The following is a 23766-nucleotide window of genomic DNA, read 5'->3' on the forward strand; positions in this document are numbered from 1 at the left end:
AGGGAAATAGAAGCAGCATAGAAATGGGAGTGGGAAATTTGGAAGTAAGAGAAACTTTTATCAGCAATATCATGAGCCACAGTAAGAAAATAAATCTGCCAAAATTATTGAATTTTAAAAGTATCCGCATAAAATTGTTGGCTGGGTACTTCACTATCATTGCTTTGATAGCAATCTTAGGAGTCAACAGTTACGTGACGACGAAAGAGATCAATGATAACACGAAGGACATCATCGAAAAGGATATTATTGTTTTAGAAAGCGGAGAAGAGTTCAAATTTCTGATTTCTCAACGTATCGCAGTGGCGCGTGCGTACTTGATGACCGGCGATGTGGCCTTCAAGGACTTGTTTACTCAATTTACCGAAGAGAGCGACGTTATTAAAGCAGAAATACTGGCTCTGGACAATTCAAAAAAAACTGCCGCATTATTTGAAGCGAACGATCAGTGGGCAGAATTGATGGAATCGGAAGTTCTCACATCTTATCAAGCAGGGAATGCAGAAGCAGCCGTGCTGACTATGGTGAACGTTGCGGATCCTGTCGTTCGCGAGCAGATTGATTCAGTAAGCGGAATGTTGGAAAGTAAAGTCCAGACGATCGATAAAAATGGCCACGAGATAATCGCGAGAGGTCAAAAATCGCTGATGCTTGTTGTTGCACTATCCGGGGCTGCTGTAATTATGAGCATTGTGATTGCGTTCGTGCTTTCAAATGAAATCTCCGGTAAAATCAAGCTTATCAAGGAGCGTATGGGCTTGATCGCTGATGGCAGATTGAATGTCGAACCGATTGAAATAGCAGGACGAGATGAACTGGCTGAGTTGGCAATCGCGACCAATACAATGCATGAACAATTAACTGCAATTGTTGTCAATATCCTGGATTCATCTGAACAATTAGCAGGTCATAGTCAAGAATTGACTCAATCTGCAAATGAAGTGAAAATTGGGTCGGAGCAGGTTGCTTTAACCATGCAAGAATTGGCAACGGGATCCGAGGCTCAAGCGAGCAATGCCAGCGCACTTGCAAATGTCATGGAAACCTTCAATGAAGAATTCAAAGTTGTTAACGAAAACTCATTGATCATTGCGGATGCGTCTCGTCAAGTGATCGATCAATCAAACGAGAGTGAACAGTTGATGAACTTGTCCAGTCAACAAATGGATAAAATAGAAACAATCATGAAACAAGCTGTGGTCAAAATGCAATCTTTGGAATTCCAAACGCAAGAAATCACGGCGCTGGTGAGATTGATTCAAAATATTGCAGATCAAACCAATCTGCTTGCTCTTAATGCAGCAATAGAAGCGGCACGAGCAGGTGAACATGGTAGAGGATTTGCGGTCGTAGCTGATGAAGTCCGGAAATTATCGGAGCAAGTCGCTGTTTCTGTAAAAGACATTACCGGATTTGTCGGTAAGATTCAGACTGAGTCGAGAGACGTGAGTGTATCCTTGGAGCAAGGATATACGGAGGTTAAAGCAGGAGCGGAACAAATCCAAAGAACAACAGATGTGTTGAATGAAATGGAAAGTTCATTAAACAACATGATCCAGAATATTCTGCTTGTTTCAGACAAAATGTCCAGTCTGACGGAAAATACTGCAAGCATGAGTGTGGCGATTGAAGAAATAGCTTCCATTTCTCAAGAGTCTGCAGCCGGTGTCGAAGAGACTTCCGCAGCTACGCAGCAAATCAACAGTTCCATGGAAGAAGTATCAATCAATTCGGAACAGATTTCCGGTTTGGCAGAAATGCTGCATGCGATTGTTAACCACTTTAAATTCCAGTAATAAAAACTGATTCTCCCCGCCAAAGTGATTTTGGCGGGGTTTTTTTGAGCATAAATTCACTTTCCGAATAAAATCAAAGGGACTGTTGTATGAAGAACTGTAATTATGCCGAAGGACTAAATAATTTCAAAAGTATGCCGATTAAGATAAGAATACCAGAATCATAAATAGTATGAATCATATACCAAAAAATTGATGGGAGTCACATCATGAAAAAATTTATCGTGTTTATCTGCAGTCAGCAGCAATTCGCCATTCCAATTGAAATCATTGAGAAAATATTGCCTTTAGGAAAGGCAACCTTGATTCCGGAAGCTTCACCATACGTCAGTGGTGTTATCCAATACGCTGAGACCACAATGCCTATCGTCGATCTGAGCAAGCGGCTCTTCGATAACGATATGGAGATTACGGAAAACGTCAAAATCATCGTAGTGTCCGACAATGAATTGAGATTCGGAATTGCGGTGGACAGCGTCGTTTCAGTCAGTGAATTCGATGAAGAACTTCCGACAGTAAACGGCAATGTCGAAAATAAAGTCCAATATATCGAGCACCTGTTCAAGACGGATACAGACATCATCATCCATATCGACATCAATGCTTTGTTCCATCCTGATGGCAGGGAAGAGTTAGTTGCATTAAATGGATAGCGGGTCAAGTTCAAAAGGGGTTGATTACATATTTTGGAAAAGGAACTAAAGGTCGGGATTTCTGATTACAAAATCGGGGAAGCGCCACAGTCCTTGTTTACAATCGGGCTGGGGTCATGTGTAGGCATAGCGATTTATGATCCAACCACCCGTGTAGGTGGATTAAGCCATATTATGCTCCCCGACAGCAGCATGTTCAATGGGGAAAAAAAGATCGAAAAGTTTGCCGATTTGGCCATTCCGCATATGATTTCGGAGCTTACAAAAAAAACACCAAAAAGAAGGCTGGTTGCGAAAATAGCTGGTGGATCAAGCATGTTCAAAAACTCTTTGAATACGCCTCAAGCGAATATCGGATTGCGCAATGTAGCTGCTGTTGAAACTATTCTCAAAGAACAAGGAATCCCTATTCTGGCAAATCATACAGGAGGTTCAATGGGGAGATCCATGTTCTTCGATCTTCACACGCTTCAAGTGAAAGTTAGGATGGGGAATCGAGAAATTTTTGATCTATAAATTTCAACGGGGGGAACAGTAATGGAAATAAATATCTTATTAGTGGATGACTCAGCATTCATGCGGCAGATACTAAAAGAGAAAATAGCGGAAATCGATGGGCTGAATGTTATCGCGACAGCAAGGAACAGCCAAGAAGCTTTTCAAAAAATTAAGCAGTTCAATCCGGATCTGATCACGTTGGACATCGAAATGCCTGGGATGAATGGCCTGGAGACATTGAAGGTCATCAAAGCGAGTTGCGACATACCCGTGATGATGATGAGCTCCCTGAGCGGCAAAGAAATTACGATTGAAGCGTTGGAAGCTGGAGCGATTGATTTTATCGAAAAGCCCGCAAACATAAGAAATCAAGGGGAGTCTTTTAAAAAACAAATTGAATTTGTCATGAAGCAGTTCTTCAACCGAACCCAAGAGATGACCGCTCTCCGGATCAATGATGAGGGATCGATTCCAGCTAAATCCCGTCCAAATACAGTGCGGGCTTTAGTGATTGGAGCATCAACCGGCGGACCAAGGGCGCTTTTACAAGTGATGAAGAACTTGCCGGAAGGGATCAATGTGCCCATTTTTATAGTGCAGCATATGCCAAAGGGGTTCACTGCATCATTTGCACAACGTATGGACGCGGTTTCGCCAGTAAAGGTGATTGAGGCTTACGACGGCATGCCGGTTGAGGGTGGAAAAGCCTATGTAGCCCCGGGAGACTATCATATGACGGTGAAAAATCGCCGCATCCAACTGTCTCAAGCCGATAAAATTCATGGTGTGAGGCCAGCTGTGGACCATCTTTTCAGCTCAGCAGCCGAAAGTTACGGTAACCGTCTGATTGGGGTTGTGCTTACCGGTATGGGTAAAGACGGTACGGAAGGTCTAAAGAAAATAAAGACTAATGGAGGATATACCTTCGCTCAGGACAAAGAATCTTCCTTGGTTTTTGGCATGCCCGGCAATGCCATCCAGAATAAGGTGATCGACGAAGTAGTCAATCTGGAAGAATTGACAGATGCGCTAAACCAAGTACTAGGCGGGAGGAAATAAATGTTGGACTTTAACTGGTTTTATGCTTGGTCAGAAAAAACGTTGCATTTGAATTTGATAGCATACAAAGAAGGGCAATTACAAAGACGGATTGAGACCATCATGAAAAAATCCGGAGCAACCGATTTGAAGCAATTTGCCAAAATGATTGAAACCGATGAAAATATAAAAAAGAGTTTTTTGGATTATATCACAATAAACGTGACGGAATTCTATCGCAACAAGGAAATATTTGAGGAATTTGAAGAAGTATTCATCAATAGACTTTCCTCGAAATTCAAAGCCTTGAAAGTATGGAGTGCGGCCTGTTCGACGGGAGCGGAGGCTTATTCGATCGCTATGATTCTGAAAAAAAATAAGCTGACTGCGAACAGCAAGATAATCGCCACAGATATAGACGAAACCATTTTGTCAAAAGCTAAGGCTGGAACGTACTCCAAATTGGAAGTGCAGAACGTTCCTCCCATGGAAAAAAGACTCTATTTTACCGAGCAGAACAACCGATATGTGTTGTCGGATGACATCAAAAAAACGGTTCATTTCAAAAAACATGATCTGATTCTGGATTCCTACGAAAAGGGCTACCATGCCATTGTCTGCAGAAACGTCACAATCTATTTCAAGAATGAAGTAAAAGAAAAGATATACCAAAACATCGCGGATTCGCTAGTGCCTGGGGGATTGTTCTTTATAGGCGCTACGGAGTCTGTCTACAAACCTGAACAATACGGGCTAAAAAAAGTAGCTGCATTTCTGTATGAAAAGGTGTAAATAAGTAAAGCAGCGGACTACGAGAGGAAGGCTGGGATTCAATGGACGATAACAGTAAATACAGGGAACTCTTCTTTGAAGAAACCGATGAACATCTGCAAAATTTGAACGACCAAGTGATGGAGCTGGAAAATGATCCGGAAAGAGTCAGCATTTTGGACGAGATTTTCCGTTCCGCGCATACGCTTAAAGGCATGGCGGCTACTATGGGCTATACAACCATGGCCGAATTGACGCACAAAATGGAAAACGTGTTTGAATTGCTCAAAACGGGCAAGCTAGCTGCAGACGAAGGGATCGTTACGTTGATCTTCGATTGTCTGGATATGCTCTCCGCCATTGTGGAAGATCTGAGAGCTGAGAATGAAGGGGAGCAGGATACTACAACGCTCAAAAACAAATTGGACAATCTTTTGGCAAGCACAAAAGCAGCACCGAAGGATGAGACAGTCAGCGAAGCCAATTTAAACGAGACGACGATTGATGATTCAAACTTTGCATTGGAAAAACTTGATTCCTCAGATATTTCGGTCATCCGCGATGCCCACGAGAAAAACTACCATGCATTTTTTATCAAGGTCAGTCTCGATGAAACCAGCATGATGAAGAATGCCAGAGTTTATGTGGTCATCAATAAACTGGAGAAGAGCGGAGATATTCTTTATTCCGATCCCGATGTTGTGACGATGGAGAATGAAGACTTCGGGAATGAGTTCACCATCGTCTACCTGACTAAGACAGAAAAAACGGCTGTCGAAGAACAGATTCTGGAAACCAGTGAAATAGACGGCGTAATCATTCAAGAAATAACGGCAGAGGCCCTCAACGCAGAGACTGCTGTCGTCGAAGCAGCTATTCATCCTGAAGCAGATGAACAAAATGCAGAGACCGAAACAAAGCCAACAATTATAGCTAAGCCGAAACAAGCCACGAATCATAACAACGCGATGAATCAGTCGATACGGGTTGATATCGAGAAATTGGATTCCTTTATGAATCTTGTGTCGGAATTGGTCATCTATCGTACACGATTGGAAGAGATCAGTGAGGATCTGCAAAGGTCCGAACTGCGGGAGCCATTGGAACAAGTGAGCCGGATTGCGACGGATCTCCAAGAATTGGTGCTCAAGATCCGCATGCAGCCCCTCAGCGTTGTCACGAATCGGTTCGGCAGAATGATCCGTGACTTGAGCAACGAATTGGAAAAAGATATTGATCTGGTCATCGAAGGCGATGATACAGAATTGGATAAGACCGTCGTATCAGAATTGGGTGAGCCACTCATCCATCTTCTGAGGAATGCTGTGGACCACGGAGTAGAAAAACCTGAAGCCAGAACGGCAAAAGGAAAGAACCCTAAAGGAACGATCCGGATAACAGCTTACCAAGAAGGCAACAGAGTGTTCCTGACGGTATCCGATGATGGCAAAGGTGTGAATCCGACAGTCATCAAAGAAAGTGCTGGCCGAAAAGGGATCGAAACCGACCATTTATCCGATAAGGAAATCCAACAATTGATTTTCCATCCAGGCTTCTCCACTGCAATAAACGTGACCAACATTTCCGGACGGGGAGTTGGCATGGACGTTGTGAAGCAAAAAATCAATGAGTTGGGCGGTTCGATTGAGATCATCAGTGAAGTCGATAAAGGAACCGAATTCCGAATGAGCTTGCCGCTGACATTGTCGATCATTCAAGCTTTGCTTGTTACAGTTGGAACGGAGCAGTTTGCGCTGCCGCTGGGTGTTGTCAGAAAAGTGATTCGCCCTGAACCGGAAGAGATTGTCCAGACGCACACCGGTGAGGTATACTATTTTGAAGACGAGACGATTCCGGTCGTTCGCCTGCAGGATAGTTTGGATATCCATACCGGAGTGGAAGAGAAACCTTATCTGATAATCGTAAAAATTGATGAGCGCCTGTACGCTTTGGCAGTGGATAATCTGATCCGTCAACAGGAAATTGTCATTAAAGAACTAGGCAAAGAGCTGAAGACTATCAATAAGTACCTGGGAGCCACCATCATGGGGAACGGGAATATCATCTTGATCCTGGATATCACCGCAATATGCAACGAAAGAAATGTGGCTGTCTATGTATAAAGATTATTCAGAGATGCAACTGGACATCATAACCGAGTTTTTTTCGATAGGCGGAGGGAATGCAGCGACAAGTCTATCGCAGTTGATCAATCACCCTGTCGTAATGACGGTGCCATTGGTGGAAACAATGGACTATTCCGAATTGTTTGAAGGGATCATGTCCGATGAGAGCAGCGTGAATGCTGCAATTACAATGATTCATGGAGAACTGGAAGGCGCGTTTTTGTTTGTGATCAGGGATGATGAAGCCGACAAACTGGTGTCATTGATGCTGGGTGAGACACAGGGCGATCATGAAATGGCCGCGTCCGCTTTTATCGAATTGGTCAATATTATCGTCAACACCTTTTTGAATGCAATCTCGCAAGTGTTTGATGTGACCGTGACGACAGGCATCCCATTCATGATAGAAGACATGTTTGGCGCAATCATCAGCAGCATCTACATGGAGCAAGGTGTATATGAAGAAAATCTGTTCATCATAAAGAATGAATTTTCTTATTTGGGAGAACGCCTGGATGCATCCTTGTACTTTATCCCAAAGCAAGGCGTTTTAGACGAATTATTAAATGGAATCACAACTGAAAAGGAGAATTGATTATGGCGAAAAGTGTAATGATTGTTGATGATGCAGCATTTATGAGGATGAAACTGAAGGACATTCTGGAAAAGAATGGGTATAGTGTCGTAGCGGAAGCACAGAATGGCATCGAAGCGATCGAAAAATATAAAGAAGTGCGTCCGGAAATTGTGACGATGGACATCACGATGCCGGAAATGGACGGGATTGAGGCCTTAAAGGGAATCAAGGTGATTGATGCAAATGCGAAAGTGGTTATGTGCAGCGCCATGGGCCAACAAGGTATGGTAATGGATGCCATTCGGGCAGGGGCGGCGGACTTTATCGTGAAGCCTTTTGACACAGATCGCGTCATCAAAGCATTGGATAAAGTCATTTGATCAGGAGGGCAACATGCAAATAATCGTCTTTACTTTAAAAGAAAAGTATTATGCTATACCTACTGAAGATGTCGAAGAAATAGTCAAGGAAATGCCTCATACCCATGTGCCGAAAGCCCCGTCCTGGGTGGAAGGATTGATCAATATCCGTGGAAATGCCATCACCTTGATTAATTTGTATAAATTACTTAGTAACACTAGTGAAACAGAAGAACTGTGTTACAATAGTATCATCATTTTGAAGAACAACGATAAAAAAGTTGCTTTTGCGGTGGACTCTGTTGAATCTGTTTCGGAAATTGATTCAAATGATATACAAATGACTGACTACGCGAATGCAAAGGAAGTAGCAGGCATCATCAGATTAAACAACAAAATGATCAGTCTAATAAGTATGGAAGCATTATTTTCTATAAATGAGGGGTAAGCGTGAGTAAAGTTCTATCTCAACAGGAAATAGATTTATTGATGGAAAGTGTGAAAAGTGGAGAAATTGACACCGAACTAGTAGAGGAAGCGGAACACGTTAAGATCAAGACATACGATTTCAGAAGGCCGGCACGGCTCTCGAAAGAATATATGACGACTTTAACGATGTTGCTCGAGGAATATGCTAAGATTGCAAGTAATTTAATAACAACTCAAGTGCGTTCAAATGTTACGCTGCGGGTTGCATCGATCGAACAAATCAGTTTTGATGAGTTTTTGCATTCTATTCCTTACTTTACTTTGATGGGTCTATTCCGATCAGAGCCACAAGAGGGTATGCAGATTGTCGAAATCAATTCTCAGGTTTGTCTGCAGTTATTGCAGCTGTTATGCGGCGGACCGGATACAAGATTATCTGATACAGGCAACAGCAAAGACAGCTTTACGGATATCGAGATTGCCATTTTGGAAGAAGTGGTCGGCAATTTTGGGCATGCACTGCAATTGGCCTTCAGGGATATCGTAGAGTTGAACGTGAAGATGGAAGCAATGGAAACGAATGCACAGCTGCTGCAGACGATGTCCCCCAATGAACCTGTCATCATGACTACGTTCATCATTGAATTGCTGGAGGACCAGACATTCATCAATTTGTGCATCCCGTATGTCTTTTTTGAGAGCATGTTGGAGAAGTTGAGTTTTCGTAATTGGTTCCATTCAGGCCGCACCACGGATCCTTCAGACAAAGATAATTTGACTAAAAATCTGCAATCTGTTCCGGTGGGCGTAGAGGTTTTGCTTGGGAAAACGATCGTATCGATGGATAGTTTTTTGCAATTAGAGTTGGGTGATATCATCACCTTGGATAAACCCACACACGAGCCATTGGTCATGTCCATCGAGAATCTGCCAAGTTATTTGGTGAAGCCTGGTGTACTGGGGAATAAAATGGCGGTTGAGGTATTACACTATATCGGAGGAGACATGGAGTAAATGAGCACGGAAAAACTAACACAAGAAGAAATCGACCGCATGATGAGTGAATTAACCCAAGCGCCAGTTGCCGCATCCACAACCATCAGCCAAATGGAGAGCGACATCATCGGGGAAGTCGGTAATATCTCTATGTCCCAAGCGGCTACGACATTGTCCGAAATTTTAGGTCATAAAGTACACATCACAACGCCCCAAGTATTCGTCAAAAGTATCCGTGAGGTGATAGATGCTGCGGTTAAGCCTAAAATCATTACCTCGATCGGCTTCAAAAAAGGTTTGACGGGGAATAATCTCTTGCTGATGGATGCGCAGGACTCCGTGATCATCGCCAATTTGATGATGGGTGGTGACGGCCAAGTAACCAGTTCGGAATTAACGGAATTGGAATTGAGCGCGGTCGGTGAAGCCATGAATCAGATGATGGGATCTTCCGCAACGGCCATGGCGACCATGCTGGGGAAAATGATCGATATTTTGCCTCCGGAAGTGCATTTGGTAGATGATAAAGAACAATTTAATGTCGATATCGGTGTGGATAATTTGAACGCAGATGTCTGTCTGATCGCATTCCAACTGGAAGTGGAAGGCATTCTCCAGAGTGAAATTATGCAAGTGTTCACAATGGACGCCGTCAAAGAGATCACTGAGATCATGTTGGCGGATCAAGGAGAAGTGCTTGCTCCAGTCGAACGGAAGCACGAAGAGCGGCCCGCGCAACCACCTTTGCAGCCAGCAGTAGATGTGGTTCCGATTCAAAAACCTGCTTTTCAAGAATTGCATAAATCCGATAGACAACATCTTCCGCAAAATTTGGAGCTGATACTGGATGTCCCGTTGGAATTCAGTGTGATGCTGGGAGAAAGCAAGAAAACTATCAAAGATATCCTTTCGTTAGGGACGGGCTCCGTTGTGGAACTGAACAAACTGACGGAAGAACCTTTGAGCATCTACGTGAACGGCAAGCGGATCGCTGAAGGCGAAGTTGTGGTCATCAACGAGAATTTCGGTATCCGCATCACAAACATCCTGAGCAAAGAAAAACGCATCGAAACGCTATAGAAAGCAGCACCTTTGGAAAGAGGCGCTGCTTTCTTTCTATTTATCAATCATTCCGTGGGCTTTTTCTGGATTTTGACTTAACTTTTCAGCAAAGTGGTCGACAATAGTGATGTGGATACAATAAGATAGATACATACTAACCAGTAAAAAAGGAGTGAGTTGCATGAAAATCGGCAACGGCTATAACAGTTACCTGAAAGCAATCCAAAAGGACACAACCCATAAAGAAACGATCAAGACTGAACCGCTTAAACCAAGAGTAAATGAGGCGGCGGTAAAAGTCGAGATTTCCGAAGAAGCGAAACGCTTGGCTGAAAAGACAATCGCTAGCGCCCCTAGCGCCAAAGCCCAAGAGATAAAAGCAGCCATCCAAAATGGCACGTATAAAGTAAGTGCGGAAAACATTGCAGCGGGCATGATGAAAGCAATGGAAGAACAAGGAGCTGGCTCGGAATGATGGAAACCAGACAAAATGGCTTATCCTTGTTGCTAGCACTCAAAGAAACCTTGCAGCGCGAAAAGCAAGCTCTGATGGCGAATGACAGTGCCGCATTCGAAAACATTGTCACCGAAAAACAGGCATTTTTAAACCTATTAAAAGAAGCTTCTTTTGAAGACTGCGACCGTCTTACTGTCGAAAAAGAAGCAAGTGAAATAAAGGAACTGCAGGAATGCAACGTTTTGTTGACAAGACAAGCAATCAGTTATCATGACAGCGTTTTGGATGCTTTAAGCGAAGGGATGGAAAAAAAATCCCGGACGTACTCCAAGAAAGGGCAACTGTCCCCTGCCAAAAATGCAGGTCTGTTCAATCAATCAGTGTAAGGTGGAGGTAGCATGGCAGGATTATTTGGAGTACTAAATGCAGGAACGAACGGCATGAGCGCAGCGCAGGCGGCGATGCAGACAACAAGCAACAACATTTCAAATGCAAATACGGATGGTTATTCCCGACAACGGGTGAATTTGGTAACGAATAATCCTTACACGCTTTCTGGAGTGGGCCAACTCGGAACAGGCGTACGCATGGAATCCGTCACACGTGTCGTCGACGATTATTTGGTGAAGCAGACTTTCACGGAAAATGGATCTTTGGAAAAATTCACGCAAAAAGCTGATGTATTGGGCCAATTGGAGTCCGTTTTCAACGAACCTTCCGAAACGGGACTCAACAATAAATTGACCGATTTCTATGAATCCTGGAAATATCTGGGGAATAATCCGGAACTGACGACATCCAAAACGATGGTCAGCCAGCAGGCGCAGACATTGACGGATACGGTCTCGCATATGGGCGCGCAATTGGACACCCTTCAGGAAGGCACCGTTCAGGCAATTTCCAAGAAAGTCTTGGACTTCAACACGAAAGTCGAGCAACTGGAAGCAATCAACACGCAAATTTTTTCCGTGGTCACAAAAGGCGAAATGCCGAATACCTTATTGGATCAGCGGGATCAATTGGTGGGAGAACTCTCAGGAATCACTTCGGTGGAAGTGAAGACGGATGCTTACCAACGGACTTTCATCAGCATTGAGGGCGAAGAAATTCTCGGAGCAAATAAGCGCCAAGAATTAAGTGTAGCAATCGGAGCTGCTTCCGGAGACGGAACACGCATCTCGACCAACGGCAGTACCTCGAAAACGGTCGAATCATCCGAAGCTTTCCCAGCCGGAACGCTGTTGCTTCAGAAAACTGCTGAAGACGGTTCGGTGCAATTTACGGAACTAGCCAGCAAGAGCGGCCATATCAGTGGTTCCCAGGAAGCGCTGGTCGAAATCGATCGAGGCATCCAGGAATTGAATCAGCTGGTCTCGACTGTGGCAAAAGCGGTCAATTTGGTTCATAGCGACAATGGAACCGGGATTCCCTTTTTTGATTTGGGCGATGATCCGGATAAGGTCATTTCCAACTTCAAAGTGAATTCCGCCATCACGGAAGACCCAAGCAAGATTGTTTCAGGCAAATCGCTAACGGGCCAGATAGCCGGTGACGGCACCCGGGCCCGCGCCATTGCCGACATCCAATCAGCCGTGCTCAGCTACACTTCGGAAGAGCCGCTCGCTTTTGATGCGGACACGATGAAGATTACAGCGCAGCCAAATGGCACGACTACAGCGGATGCGTACAATGACATCATCACCCGAGTGGGGATTTCGAAGCAACAGGCCGACTTCATGATGGAGAACCAAAACGAAGTGGTTTCCTTCCTGGAACAACGAAAGAGTTCCATTTCCGGTGTTTCCATCAACGAAGAAGTCGTCAACATCATGAAATTCCAAAGTGCGTTTCAGGCAAACGCTAAGGTGTTGGCCGTCACCTCCGAGATGCTGGACACTTTGATCAATCGGACGGGGGTATAGACATGCGCATCACGGACAGAATAACATCAACGAACATGATCCAAAGCATCAACCGAAGCCAAGGCAAGTTGGAAAAATACAACAACCAATTGTCTTCTATGAAGGAAATCAGCAAACCATCAGACGATCCCCTTAGAGCTTCGCAAATCATGAATTTAAACAACAGCTTGATCCAGAATGAGGAGTTTTCCGTAACGATTGCGGACACTACCGATTGGACCAACATGCAGGATTCCGCTTTGGAAAATGCCACCAATTCACTCAGACGGATCACTACGCTGATCCAGTCGGCTTCCACCGGAACGATGTCGGATTCGGACCGCCAAGCCGTGAAAGCCGAAATGGAAACCGAAATCAGCACATTGGTCGACTCGCTGAACACAAATTTTGGCGGCAAGTATGTCTTCTCCGGTATGAACACGACGACCAAGCCGTTCGAAATCAGTCGGGATACTGCAGGGGCAATGACCGGTATCCAATATCAGGGGACAGTTGACGGAACCGATGCAAACGGCAATGTTATCCCAGTAAAAGCTGATTTATCCCGCACAATCGCGACAGGCGTGGATGTCTCGCTGAAGACGGATGGCAGACAGCTTATGAATGAGCAGGGAACTCCTGCAGAAAAAGACGATCTCGGCACCTTCCTTACGGATGCGCTGAAGGCTTTGGATGCCAATGATACCGAAGCTCTCTCAGGCATACTGCTGGCTCGTTCCAACGCAGAGACGGAAAACGTCGTCAATATGCGGACCGAAATCGGCGCCATCTCCAACCGGCTGAAATCCGCCCAAGAGCGGAACACTTCCGAAAACATTAACCTCCAGTCGATCCGTTCCAACAAGCAAGATGTTGATCTGGCCGAGAAGTATATGGAGTTCACGATGGAACAGCAAGCTTTCCAATCGGCGTTGTCGATGGGCACCAAGATTCTCCAGACCAATATTTTAGACTATCTTTAGGATAGTCTATTTTTTTTTTGAAATTCAGCAAAATAATGCTTAACTATTTCAGAGCCGCTCCGATTATATAGATATAGGCAAGGCCTTAACAAAACGAAAACACACTAGGAGGAAATACACATGAGAATCGGAACAAATACAGCAGCAACGAATACATATTCAAACTTGAAATCAGCTAACGCTTCAAAAGCAGGTTCATTGGCAAAACTGTCTTCAGGCTTACGCATCAACAAAGCCGGAGACGACGCTGCCGGACTTTCCATCTCGGAAAAAATGAAGAACCAAATCAGCGGATTGACACAAGCAACACGCAATGCACAAGATGGCATTTCCTTGATCCAAACGGCTGAAGGCGCACTGTCAGAAACACACAGCATTCTGAACCGTATGCGTGATTTGTCTGTCCAAGCTGCCAATGAGACAAACAGTTTAGCTGATTCAACTGCAATTAAGGGAGAAATGGGTGACTTAAGCAAGGAAATTGATAGAATTGCTAAAACTACAAAATTTAATGAAAAATCTTTATTAGATACAGCAGATAAAACATTTGTGTTACAAATTGGCGCAAATGTGTCAACAGACGATTCTTTGACAGTTACTATTGATGCAATGGATGCATCAACCTTAGGCGTGGGTGCCTTGGATGTCACAACCACTGCTGGTGCTACTGGCGCTATTACAGCGCTGGATACAGCAATTAAAACTGTATCAACTCAACGTACATCCTTAGGAGCAAATCAAAACCGCCTAGACCACACTATCAACAATCTTACCACTACAAAAGAAAACTTGTCTGAAGCGAACTCACGTATCACCGATGTGGATATGGCTGAAGAAATGACTTCATTCACGAAGTCAAACATCTTAGCGCAAGCAGCAACCTCTATGTTGGCGCAAGCGAACCAAATGCCGCAATCTGTACTTTCTTTGTTACAATAATAGCTTTAGATCAAAGGCCGGCCATATGGCTGGCCTTTGATTGCTTTATAGGGCCAAAAATATTATCATGTCGTAAAGCGGCACCATGCAGCTTCAATAATTAGAACCAGAACCCAACAGCCAAGCTGTACGGAACGGAGTGAAAGAATGAGTGTATCCAACAGTTTAAATTTTTTGGGATCCTATTCAGGGATCACTTCTGAAACAATCGATTCCTTGATTGCCGCGCAATCCGGTAAATTGACCCAATACAATAACCAAAAAGAAACATTGACCAAAGAAAAAACAGCCTGGTCGGATATCCAAACCAGATTAACGAACTTGAATACAAAAATGGATGCATTGATGGATCCAAAAAGCTTTTTTTCGAAAAAAACTACGAGTTCCGATGAAACAAAACTCGCGGTGACTGCCGCAACAAACGCCGTACCTGGCGATTATACGATTGCGATAGAAAGACGGGCGACCGCTTCCCAGCTGCTATCGGGAGAAATCCTGACGACAGGGCAAACCTCGACCTCGGCTTTGGGATTTGAAGGCACTTTTAAGCTGGCAAGTCAGGATACGAGTGAAATTGGCTCAAGTAGTCCAACGACATTGAAACAAGCGGATATTACCGTTACCAGTACAGATACCTTGAAGGACATCATTATCAAGATCAACGCAACAACGAAAGATAGTGGTATTTCCGCCACCATCATCGATGGACGCTTGTCGCTTACCGATGCGCAGATGGGCGATCGCACGATTTCGGCGACAAGCACAACCGATTTGGCTGATAAACTGGCCTTAAACCCTGCCGCGCCCGGTGCCGCTAAAGCCACATTAGCAACCGGAAACACAGCCAAAATTATCGTTAACAACATGATTACGTTGGAACGGAATACCAATACCATCACGGACGCGATCGAAGGCATGACGCTCAATCTGAAAGGGACCACTTCTGGCTCTTCAGTATCCGTATCTGTTGCGGATGACACCGACAATACCCTGAAGGTCGTAAAGGATTTCGTCGAGCAATACAACTCGACAGTGAGCTTCATCACCGAAAAACTGTCGGTCGGAAATCCTACTTCAACAACTAACGTGTCGGGAGCACTTAGCGGTGACAGCACATTGATGCGTCTGCAATCCAGCCTGAGACAAATGCTGACCGGTGGGGTGGCAATCCAAAAAATAAATCCTACCGACCCGAACGAAACACAAAAATACGATTTTATCGGTTCTCTCGGCATTTCTGTCGATCGTTTCGGCAAAGCCAGCATCGATGAAACCAAACTGAAGGAAGTCATCACTAAGGAACCTGATCGGGTTGCCGGCTTCTTCAGCAGAAGTATTACGGTCGACGGGACCAGTGAAAAGAAAAAAGTTGGTTTGGCGGAAAAATTGCAGACTGTAGTAAACAGCTTTGTGGATTCCAAAGATGGCATGATCACCGCCAAAAATAAGACTTACGATAAAGCGATGGATGACATCGCCAAGAAAATTGAAGCATTCAATGTACGGATGGAAGCGCAGCGAGCGCGCTACGTCAAGACCTTTACGGCTTTGGACACGGCGATGATGCAAGCAGAGTCGCAGATGTCCTACTTATCCAGCCAGTTGACGAGTTCCAATGACTAATGATCACGGAGGAAAGAAGGTGTCGTGAAAGATGCAGGACGCAGATTTCGCTAAGCAAAGATTGGATATTTTACTGGAAATGAAACAATTATTTGATTCATGGGACGGCACAGCGACACACGGAATCAAAGTGATCGAAAAAAATAAAGAACATATTGCTTCTCTGCAAATATTTGATAGCTTTGAAGACGTAAGTCCATTTTCCAAACCGGAAAATGAATTACTCATCAAGGTTATTCAAAAACAGAAATTAGTGATGTATACTTTAAGGAACAGTAAAGAAGAATTGCTTCAGAAAGCAAAAAAAGTGAATCAAAAAAGCCGCATCATCGAAAGCTACATAAACATGAAGAAAACGCCGGTTTTTGTTGATAGAGGCATGTGAATGGGAGAGAAAAATGTATAACCGAAATAAGCAGAATGTTTATCTACAGAATCAAGTCATGACGGCAACGCCAAAGAAATTGATCATCCTGCTTTATGATGGCTGCATCAAGTTCATGAACTTGGCGGAACGGGCGATCCTGGACAAGAAAATGGAGGATGCGCATATCAATCTGATCAAGGCCCAGAACATCGTTATGGAACTCAAGGGGACATTGAATTTTGAAGACGGGGCAGCAATCGCTGAGGAACTTGATACGATCTATGGCCATCTCCACGCAGCACTGATAAAAGCGAACATCGACAAAGATGCGGAGCAAGTGAAAAAATGTTGCAGTATCATGCAGAATTTGAGAGCATCGTGGGTTGAAGTTTAATTAAAAATGATTGTAATAGAGTATGCATCGCGCATGCTCTATTTTTTTGGGTGCGCCCGGCAGAAGGATAAGCTGGTTTCACCTTCTTGTCTTCATAGTCCTATACGACTAATTGGATTGAATTGTATTTTTCTTCTTTATAATTTAGTTAACAAACAGTCTGTATTTGAAACCGTTATTTTTGAGTTGAATTTCACACTTTTTTCATGTAGTGTATCCATAGAGAGAACCCCAATCTGACATGGTTGTGTTGTGGTGACTTAATCATGTCAGATTGGGGTTCTTTTTGTATGCCCACTATCCTTTCAGAAAATAGTAGCAATTATATTTTATACTTGCAAAGTGAATGTGGTGTATAATGTATAAGCTTGATGAAATTTGTGTGACTAAAGTGTGAACAAAACGGTACATAGAGCGGGGATAATGAATGAATGACATAAATTATAACTTGCTGAGAAATGCATTAAATGCATCCTCTATGCGGCAAGAGATTATTTCGAGTAACATCTCGAATGTTAACACAGACAATTATAAAGTGGGGCAAGTTCAATTTGAATCGCTTTTAAGTCAATCAAACAATAGTTTGGAAATGGAACAAACGAACGATTTGCATATTGGGTTCGACGATTTGACCCAAATTGATCCGGTGGTGACAAAAAGGACGGATACTGCTGTCAAAGAGAACGGAAACAATGTGGATATTGATATGGAGATGGCGAACCAAGCTCAAAACAGTTTGTACTACAACGCGCTTGTAACGCAGATGAATGCAAAGTTGGGCCTTCTGAATACTGCTATATCCAGTTGATAAATGAAAGGGGTTAAAAGAACGAATGTCTATTTTTGATTCGTTGCACATCAACTCAAGCGGCCTTAGTCTGGAACGATTGAAGTTGGATGTCATATCCACGAACATAGCGAATGTCAATACGACTCGAACGGAGGAAGGCGGTCCGTATTTGAAGAAGTCGGTTTCTTTCGAGGAGAGCATGAAAAGGACAACGACTCCCGGTCTTAACGGTTCGACAGAAAAGAGCTTCGGCGTGCGCCCAACTGCAATCGATTCAGATGAAACGGCAGTCATCAGGGAGTACGACCCGACACATATAGACGCAGATGAAAATGGATACGTCATCAAACCGAATGTGAATATGGCAGACGAGATGGTGGACATGATGCTGACGATGCGTACTTACGAAGCGAATGCTACTGCTTTGGAAGCAAGTAAAGACATGCTGAAGCGAGCGCTGCAAATTTCAGCTGATTAATCAATAAATGAATGAATGGAGTGTCACATGGCTATCAGTTTACCAATATATAATTTAGGCAGCAGTCCCACCATCAGCAATCTTACATCTGAAATCAGCTCGTTAAGTGGAACGACGGGCATTCAGAACCAGAGCGATCCAGCATCGTTTGATAATCTTCTCGGAAAATCGATGACACTGCTGAATGAAACACAGAATGCCTCCGATGCTGCAACGCAAAGTCTGATCATGGGAAACAGTGAAAACCTACATGATGTCATGATAAAGGCTACTGAAGCGCAGTTGGCTCTTGATTTGGCAGTACAGGTCAGAAATAAAAGTTTGGAAGCTTTCAATGAAATCAAAAATATGCAATTTTAATGATAAGCAAGGGGAATAAGCAACATGAATCAATTGAAGAGCACAATGGGGGCGATTCGAGAAGGATGGCTTGGTCTCAGCACTCCAAAGAAAGCAGGGCTGATCACAGCGCTCCTTTCAATCTTTCTTCTTGTTTCAGGACTCTCTTATTATTCCCAACGCGTGGAATACACAACTTTATTTTCCGGCTTGGAAGAGGCAGATGCAGGCATAATCGTAAATGATCTGGAAGCAAAAGCGATCTCTTATAAGCTTGAGGATAACGGGAGAACGATTCTGATCGATGACACACAACTTGATAAATATCGGATTCAACTGGCTGTCGATGGGATGATGCCGGAGACCTCGACAGGTTTCGAAATTTTTGATGAGACGAGCATGATGGCTACGGACGAGGACCGCAACATCATGTACCAACGGGCTGTGACAGGGGAATTGGAACGTGCCATCACCTCTCTCCAATCTGTTGAGTCAGCCAAAGTCATCTTATCCATTCCGGAAGGAAGCGTCTTTGGGACGGAACAACCGGAAGCCAGTGCATCCGTTGTGATCGCGACGAAGGGAAATCAACAGTTGTCTTCTGCCACGATTCAAGGGGTAGTTTCCTTGGTGTCTGGTGCGGTGGAAAATTTGCCGGCCAACAACATCAAAATCGTCGACAAAAGCGGGAATGTCTTAGGAAATGTAGCATTAGCTGGTGCGGATGAGTATTCTCCTGAGCTGGTGAGCCGCTACAGCGCAATCGTGAGCAGCTACGAACAGCAACTGCAACAGAAATTGCTGGCAGCACTCGCGCCAATCTATGGAATGGATAATCTCTCCATTGCTTTGACTGCCGAGATGGATTTTGATTCCTTGGAACAGGAAATTGTCGATTATGGAGATGCAGCGATCCGAAGCCAGAATGTTGCAGCTACCGGTGGAACCGTCGATGTGAATGAAGCGGCAGGTGAGACCGCAAATGATAACACGATAAACGAAGTCATCTCGGAAGAAGACGGTGGACAGTCATCCTACGAACAGACAATCAATAATGAGTTGGATTCGACAACCACTGTCCGGGTAAGTGCCCCTGGAACGATAAAAAGGGTAACAGCGACTGTCATCTACAATGGCACTTTGAGCAATGAACAAAAGATTCAACTTGATAATATCACAAAAGCAACGATCGGATTTGATGCAGGACGGAATGATAGGGTCGAAATCGAAGGAATTCCATTTATTGCGCCGGAAGATCCAGCAGAATCGATTGTCGACAATCAGACGAGCTTTGCCTTTTACCTAAAAGAATATGGCTTGTATATTGCGGCGGGCATAGGCGGACTGTTGATTTTGTCTCTGATCGCTTTCTTTTTCCGCAACAGCAAGGAAAAGAAATATCGCGCGTTTGATGAGGAAATGGCTAATGCAACACGCGTTGTAGAGGAGAAAAATATTCCTCAACCACCTTCTGTGAACAATCAAGAGGATGATTTGTTTGATTTTACTCAAAATCCTAAGTTCCAGAGGGATGCAAAAATGAAGGTTTATGCGAAAGAGAATCCGGAAATGGTCGCGGATATGATAAAAATATGGATGAAAGATAAGTAGGTGTTATATAAGTGAGCGATGTAGCTGGAATCAAGAAGGCAGCAATTTTGCTTATCTCATTAGGAACAGAAACCTCTGCAGAAATAATGCGGCAACTGCCTGAAAGTTATATTCAAAAAATAAGCTATGAGATAGCAAACATTGATTATGTCAATCCAGATGAAGTAGACGAAATCGCTACAGAGTTTTTGGAAATGGCGCAAGCGAGAGAATATGTCTTGGATGGCGGGGTAGAGTATGCCCGCAACTTGTTGAATATGGCATTGGGTGCGCAGCGAGCAAAAGAAGTCATTGACATGCTGAATCAGATCCAATTACGGGAACGTCCTTTTGATATAGCCAGAAAAGCCGATCCGCAGCAGTTGACGAATTTGCTCCTGCACGAGCAGCCTCAGACAGTAGCGTTGATCCTTTGTTACATGCAGCCGGATAAAGCGGCGATGATTCTGTCCCAGTTTTCTATAGAAAAACAAGCAGAGATTGCGGAAAGAATCGGAACGATCACGCGCACAACGCCTGCAGTAATAGAAAAAATCGAAAGAGTGATCGAGACAAAATTCTCGAGCTTTGTGGATAACGAAACGGAGTCAGTGGGAGGAGTCCATACGCTGGTTGAAATCCTCAACTCTGTAGGGCGTAGCACGGAGAAAAACATCATCTCGATGCTGGAGGAGAAACAACCTGAATTGGCTGATGAAGTCAAAGCCAATCTGTTTACGTTCGAAGATATTGTCGGCTTGGAACGTGGAGATGTTCAAAAAGTTCTGCGTGAAGTGGATAATGACCAATTGGCATTGGCGCTTAAAGGCGTATCTGAAGACATCAAGCAATTTATTTTCCAAAATCTGTCCAGTCGTGCCGTCGAAACGCTGCAGGAAGAGTTGCAGTTTATGGGGCCGGCGCGCTTATCTGCTGTAGAAGAAGCACAGCAGAAAGTCGTGGCAGTCATCAGAAGGCTGGATGAAGTCGGCGAGATATACTTAAGAAGAGGTGAACAAGATGCCGTCATCTCATAACATCATTAAGTCGCACCAATGGAAGTCGGATGAAACGACTTCAGATATCGATACAAAATTATCCTTGAGCCAAAAAGCGGCATTGCTTTCCGCCAACAAAAAAGGGATGAATGAAAACCGACAAGCCGATACCGCCACCCCTTTCGCTGCTCAAGCCGATCAGATCGGACAGCTTTTGCTGGAGGCCCAGGAAGAACGACAAAGTGTCATTGCCCAAGCCGTTGAAGAAGCAGACCGCATCAAGCAGAAGGCAAACGAAGAAGGATTGCTGCAAGGGAAAGAAATGGGCATGCAAGAAGGTTTTCTAGCCGGCTATGAAAAAGGTCGGCTAGAGGGATTAGCGACAGTTTCCAAAATCCGGGTAAGCCTGCTGAATCAACTGAAAGAAACCGATACACTTGTATCGGCCTATTATAAAGATAATAAAGAGGCGATCATTGATCTGGCTGCGCAGATGGCAGAACAAATCGTGCACCATTCCATTGATAGGACGGATGAAAAAATCATGCTTCTGCTCAATCCAATCCTAAAAAGAATGGAAAAAAACGAGCCATTCATTACGATTACAGTGCGTCCGGAAGATACTGGAATGGTCAAATCAAAAGTAACCGAACACGAAGCGGATGAATTTACAGCGCGTTATATCGTGTTGAGCGATGACACGTTGGAAAAGAATGGCTGTATCATAGAGTGCAGCCGTTCCATCATCGATTTGCAGATAAAGAAACAATTGGCTGCGATTGTCGCAGATTTGAATGTTCTGGGAGACAATAGCCATGTTTGAAATTCCTTTTGAAACCTATCATAAACAAATCAGAGGAAAAAAATTCTATCTAAAGATGGGTAAGGTGAGTCAAGTCACCGGAATCATCATCCGAGTAGAGGGTCTGGACGCCTTTATTGGTGAAGTTTGCGAGATTCAGATCAGGTCGACCGGAAGCACAGTCCTAAGCGAAGTAGTCGGCTTTGTGGATGCAACAGTGTTGCTGATGCCGCTTGATGAAATCGATGGAATAGGACCGGGCTGTTTGGTGCGTCCGACCGGAAAGACGTTGCAGATTGAGGTCAGTGATGAGCTGCTGGGCACCACACTGGATGGTCTGGGAAGACCGATGGACCAATCAAAGCAACTGAATGGTGTTCCGTTTAAAGTGAACAGAAGCGCACCAGATCCATTCAGACGCAACAAAATAGAGCAGGTCATACCTACCGGAATCAAAGCGATCGATGGGCTGCTTACAATCGGTGAGGGACAGCGTGTGGGTATTTTTGCGGGTAGTGGGGTCGGGAAAAGTACCCTGTTAGGGATGATCGCACGATACTGCGAAGCGGACGTCATTGTGATTGGTCTCATCGGAGAGCGTGGACGTGAAGTGTTGGAATTCATCGAAAAGGATTTGGGTGAAGAAGGCTACCGTAAATCCGTGGTCGTCTGTGCTACTTCAGACTCTCCGCCGTTGGTCCGGCTAAAGGGTGCGTATGTTGCCACTGCGATAGCAGAGTATTACAGGGATCAAGGGAAAAAAGTGATTTTGATGATGGACTCCGTGACACGTGTCGCAATGGCACAAAGGGAAATCGGATTGGCTACAGGGGAACCGCCCACCTCGAAAGGGTATACGCCGTCAGTGTTCACCGTCCTTCCGAAATTATTGGAGCGAAGCGGCATGTCCGAACATGGTTCGATCACTGCCTTCTACACCGTCTTGGTTGAAGGAGATGACATGAACGAGCCCATCGCAGATGCGGTCCGAGGAATTTTGGACGGACACATCATCCTTTCAAGGAAAATTGCCGCAGAGAATCAATATCCGGCAATCGATGTTCAAAATAGTGTGAGTCGTTTGATGAAAGATATTGTTCCGGAATCCCACAGCCGTGCAGCCGGAATGCTGAAAGAGAATATGGCCATTTATGCAGAAGCGAAAGACTTGATCGATGTAGGTGCCTATCGGAAAGGGAGCAGCCCTGAAATTGATCGGGCTATTTTGGTTGCGCCTATCATCAAAAACTTCTTGAAACAGCGTGTGGATGAACCGCATTCTCATGATGAAATTGTGGCTACTTTACAAAATTTGTTTAAATGATCAGAAAATCAAGGTGATATCAGGTGAAAAAACATAAGTTCTCAATGGAAAAAATTCTGGAGTGGCGAATCACAGAAGAAGAGAACGCAAGGAAATCCGTTCTCCATGCCCAAAATCAGATGCAGCAGCAGCAACAGCAACTCAGGCATCTGGTTAATGAAAATACGAAATTGAAACATGAACAAATGAAGTTGACGGAGATACATACTTTAAGATATAACCATCACCTCAAAGGTCTGATCGACGAAAAAATAGTCATTCAAAAAAATGCTATCGATCAAGCGCAAAGTGACATGGAGCAGCTTCAAGAAGCGTTGCTACAAGCACACAAAGACCGCAAAATAATGGAAAAATTAAAAGAACGCGAAAGTGTGCAGGTGCTTGCGCAAGTAAAAAGTGAAGAACAAAAGGAGCTTGACGAAATCGCTACCCTACAGTATAAAAAAAGTTACTTTTAAGTCGATATAGTATAGGGT

The 23766-nt window shown here is 44.2% G+C and carries 27 protein-coding genes; all 27 read left to right on the forward strand.

Annotation, left to right across the window (positions count from 1 at the left end; genetic code table 11):
• The first annotated feature begins 38 nt into the window (after nt 1-38).
• The 27 genes from C7R56_RS06035 to fliJ all read left to right on the forward strand — a co-directional run bounded on the left by C7R56_RS06035 (nt 39) and on the right by fliJ (nt 23748).
• Nucleotides 39-1796: a methyl-accepting chemotaxis protein gene (locus tag C7R56_RS06035; protein ID WP_159072178.1), complete on the forward strand. Its 1758-nt coding sequence runs from the start codon at nt 39-41 to the stop codon at nt 1794-1796.
• Between the two features lie 209 nt (nt 1797-2005).
• Entirely contained in the window at nt 2006-2449 is a 444-nt protein-coding gene (locus C7R56_RS06040; RefSeq protein ID WP_107995666.1) for a chemotaxis protein CheW, read from the forward strand.
• Nucleotides 2450-2482: 33 nt separating this feature from the next.
• On the forward strand, nt 2483-2965 hold the full coding sequence (locus C7R56_RS06045) for a chemotaxis protein CheD (RefSeq protein WP_086628546.1): 483 nt from the start codon (nt 2483-2485) through the stop codon (nt 2963-2965).
• A 21-nt stretch (nt 2966-2986) separates the two neighbouring features.
• A complete protein-coding gene (locus C7R56_RS06050) occupies nt 2987-4006 on the forward strand; it encodes a protein-glutamate methylesterase/protein-glutamine glutaminase (RefSeq protein ID WP_107995667.1) in 1020 nt (339 codons plus the stop codon).
• The gene (locus C7R56_RS06055) at nt 4007-4777 is read left to right on the forward strand and encodes a CheR family methyltransferase (RefSeq protein WP_086628548.1); all 771 of its coding nucleotides are present in this window, start codon (nt 4007-4009) and stop codon (nt 4775-4777) included. It begins immediately after the preceding gene.
• Nucleotides 4778-4818: 41 nt separating this feature from the next.
• A complete protein-coding gene (locus C7R56_RS06060; RefSeq protein ID WP_107995668.1) occupies nt 4819-6879 on the forward strand; it encodes a chemotaxis protein CheA in 2061 nt (686 codons plus the stop codon).
• Nucleotides 6872-7477 carry a chemotaxis protein CheC gene (locus tag C7R56_RS06065; protein WP_233436773.1) on the forward strand — a complete coding sequence of 202 codons (606 nt, stop codon included), beginning with the start codon at nt 6872-6874 and terminating at the stop codon, nt 7475-7477. The genes C7R56_RS06060 and C7R56_RS06065 overlap by 8 nt, the downstream gene beginning before the upstream one ends.
• Nucleotides 7478-7479: 2 nt before the next feature.
• On the forward strand, nt 7480-7839 hold the full coding sequence (locus tag C7R56_RS06070; RefSeq protein ID WP_107995669.1) for a response regulator: 360 nt from the start codon (nt 7480-7482) through the stop codon (nt 7837-7839).
• Between the two features lie 13 nt (nt 7840-7852).
• Nucleotides 7853-8266, forward strand: coding sequence for a chemotaxis protein CheW (locus C7R56_RS06075; protein ID WP_086628551.1), 414 nt, complete (start codon nt 7853-7855; stop codon nt 8264-8266).
• A 2-nt stretch (nt 8267-8268) separates the two neighbouring features.
• Complete coding sequence (fliM, locus tag C7R56_RS06080; RefSeq protein ID WP_107995670.1) at nt 8269-9261, forward strand: flagellar motor switch protein FliM; 993 nt, start codon at nt 8269-8271, stop codon at nt 9259-9261.
• Nucleotides 9262-10323, forward strand: a complete 1062-nt coding sequence (gene fliY / locus C7R56_RS06085; RefSeq protein ID WP_107995671.1) for a flagellar motor switch phosphatase FliY — start codon at nt 9262-9264, stop codon at nt 10321-10323.
• A 163-nt stretch (nt 10324-10486) separates the two neighbouring features.
• Nucleotides 10487-10780 carry a flagellar biosynthesis anti-sigma factor FlgM gene (gene flgM / locus C7R56_RS06090; protein ID WP_107995672.1) on the forward strand — a complete coding sequence of 98 codons (294 nt, stop codon included), beginning with the start codon at nt 10487-10489 and terminating at the stop codon, nt 10778-10780.
• Complete coding sequence (locus tag C7R56_RS06095; RefSeq protein WP_107995673.1) at nt 10777-11148, forward strand: hypothetical protein; 372 nt, start codon at nt 10777-10779, stop codon at nt 11146-11148. The genes flgM and C7R56_RS06095 overlap by 4 nt, the downstream gene beginning before the upstream one ends.
• A 12-nt stretch (nt 11149-11160) precedes the next feature.
• Entirely contained in the window at nt 11161-12684 is a 1524-nt protein-coding gene (flgK, locus tag C7R56_RS06100; RefSeq protein WP_107995674.1) for a flagellar hook-associated protein FlgK, read from the forward strand.
• A 2-nt stretch (nt 12685-12686) separates the two neighbouring features.
• Nucleotides 12687-13646, forward strand: coding sequence for a flagellar hook-associated protein FlgL (gene flgL, locus C7R56_RS06105; protein ID WP_107995675.1), 960 nt, complete (start codon nt 12687-12689; stop codon nt 13644-13646).
• A 120-nt stretch (nt 13647-13766) separates the two neighbouring features.
• On the forward strand, nt 13767-14585 hold the full coding sequence (locus tag C7R56_RS06110; protein WP_107995676.1) for a flagellin N-terminal helical domain-containing protein: 819 nt from the start codon (nt 13767-13769) through the stop codon (nt 14583-14585).
• 147 nt (nt 14586-14732) lie between these two features.
• Nucleotides 14733-16208: a flagellar filament capping protein FliD gene (fliD, locus tag C7R56_RS06115; RefSeq protein ID WP_107995677.1), complete on the forward strand. Its 1476-nt coding sequence runs from the start codon at nt 14733-14735 to the stop codon at nt 16206-16208.
• A gap of 79 nt (nt 16209-16287) precedes the next feature.
• Nucleotides 16288-16593, forward strand: coding sequence for a hypothetical protein (locus tag C7R56_RS06120; protein ID WP_159072179.1), 306 nt, complete (start codon nt 16288-16290; stop codon nt 16591-16593).
• A gap of 13 nt (nt 16594-16606) precedes the next feature.
• The gene (gene fliS / locus C7R56_RS06125) at nt 16607-16969 is read left to right on the forward strand and encodes a flagellar export chaperone FliS (RefSeq protein WP_107995679.1); all 363 of its coding nucleotides are present in this window, start codon (nt 16607-16609) and stop codon (nt 16967-16969) included.
• Nucleotides 16970-17396: 427 nt separating this feature from the next.
• The gene (flgB, locus tag C7R56_RS06130) at nt 17397-17777 is read left to right on the forward strand and encodes a flagellar basal body rod protein FlgB (RefSeq protein WP_107995680.1); all 381 of its coding nucleotides are present in this window, start codon (nt 17397-17399) and stop codon (nt 17775-17777) included.
• Between the two features lie 25 nt (nt 17778-17802).
• Nucleotides 17803-18237, forward strand: a complete 435-nt coding sequence (gene flgC / locus C7R56_RS06135; RefSeq protein ID WP_107995681.1) for a flagellar basal body rod protein FlgC — start codon at nt 17803-17805, stop codon at nt 18235-18237.
• 27 nt (nt 18238-18264) lie between these two features.
• Entirely contained in the window at nt 18265-18597 is a 333-nt protein-coding gene (gene fliE, locus C7R56_RS06140) for a flagellar hook-basal body complex protein FliE (protein WP_107995682.1), read from the forward strand.
• A 24-nt stretch (nt 18598-18621) separates the two neighbouring features.
• Nucleotides 18622-20187 carry a flagellar basal-body MS-ring/collar protein FliF gene (fliF, locus tag C7R56_RS06145; protein ID WP_107995683.1) on the forward strand — a complete coding sequence of 522 codons (1566 nt, stop codon included), beginning with the start codon at nt 18622-18624 and terminating at the stop codon, nt 20185-20187.
• 11 nt (nt 20188-20198) lie between these two features.
• Nucleotides 20199-21203, forward strand: a complete 1005-nt coding sequence (fliG, locus tag C7R56_RS06150; RefSeq protein ID WP_107995684.1) for a flagellar motor switch protein FliG — start codon at nt 20199-20201, stop codon at nt 21201-21203.
• A complete protein-coding gene (locus C7R56_RS06155; RefSeq protein ID WP_107995685.1) occupies nt 21187-21987 on the forward strand; it encodes a FliH/SctL family protein in 801 nt (266 codons plus the stop codon). The genes fliG and C7R56_RS06155 overlap by 17 nt, the downstream gene beginning before the upstream one ends.
• Entirely contained in the window at nt 21980-23290 is a 1311-nt protein-coding gene (gene fliI / locus C7R56_RS06160; protein WP_107995686.1) for a flagellar protein export ATPase FliI, read from the forward strand. The genes C7R56_RS06155 and fliI overlap by 8 nt, the downstream gene beginning before the upstream one ends.
• A 23-nt stretch (nt 23291-23313) precedes the next feature.
• Complete coding sequence (gene fliJ, locus C7R56_RS06165; protein WP_107995687.1) at nt 23314-23748, forward strand: flagellar export protein FliJ; 435 nt, start codon at nt 23314-23316, stop codon at nt 23746-23748.
• Nucleotides 23749-23766 lie beyond the last annotated feature (18 nt).

The organism is Trichococcus paludicola, assembly GCF_003052295.1.
GTDB classification, from domain to species: Bacteria; Bacillota; Bacilli; order Lactobacillales; family Aerococcaceae; genus Trichococcus; species Trichococcus paludicola.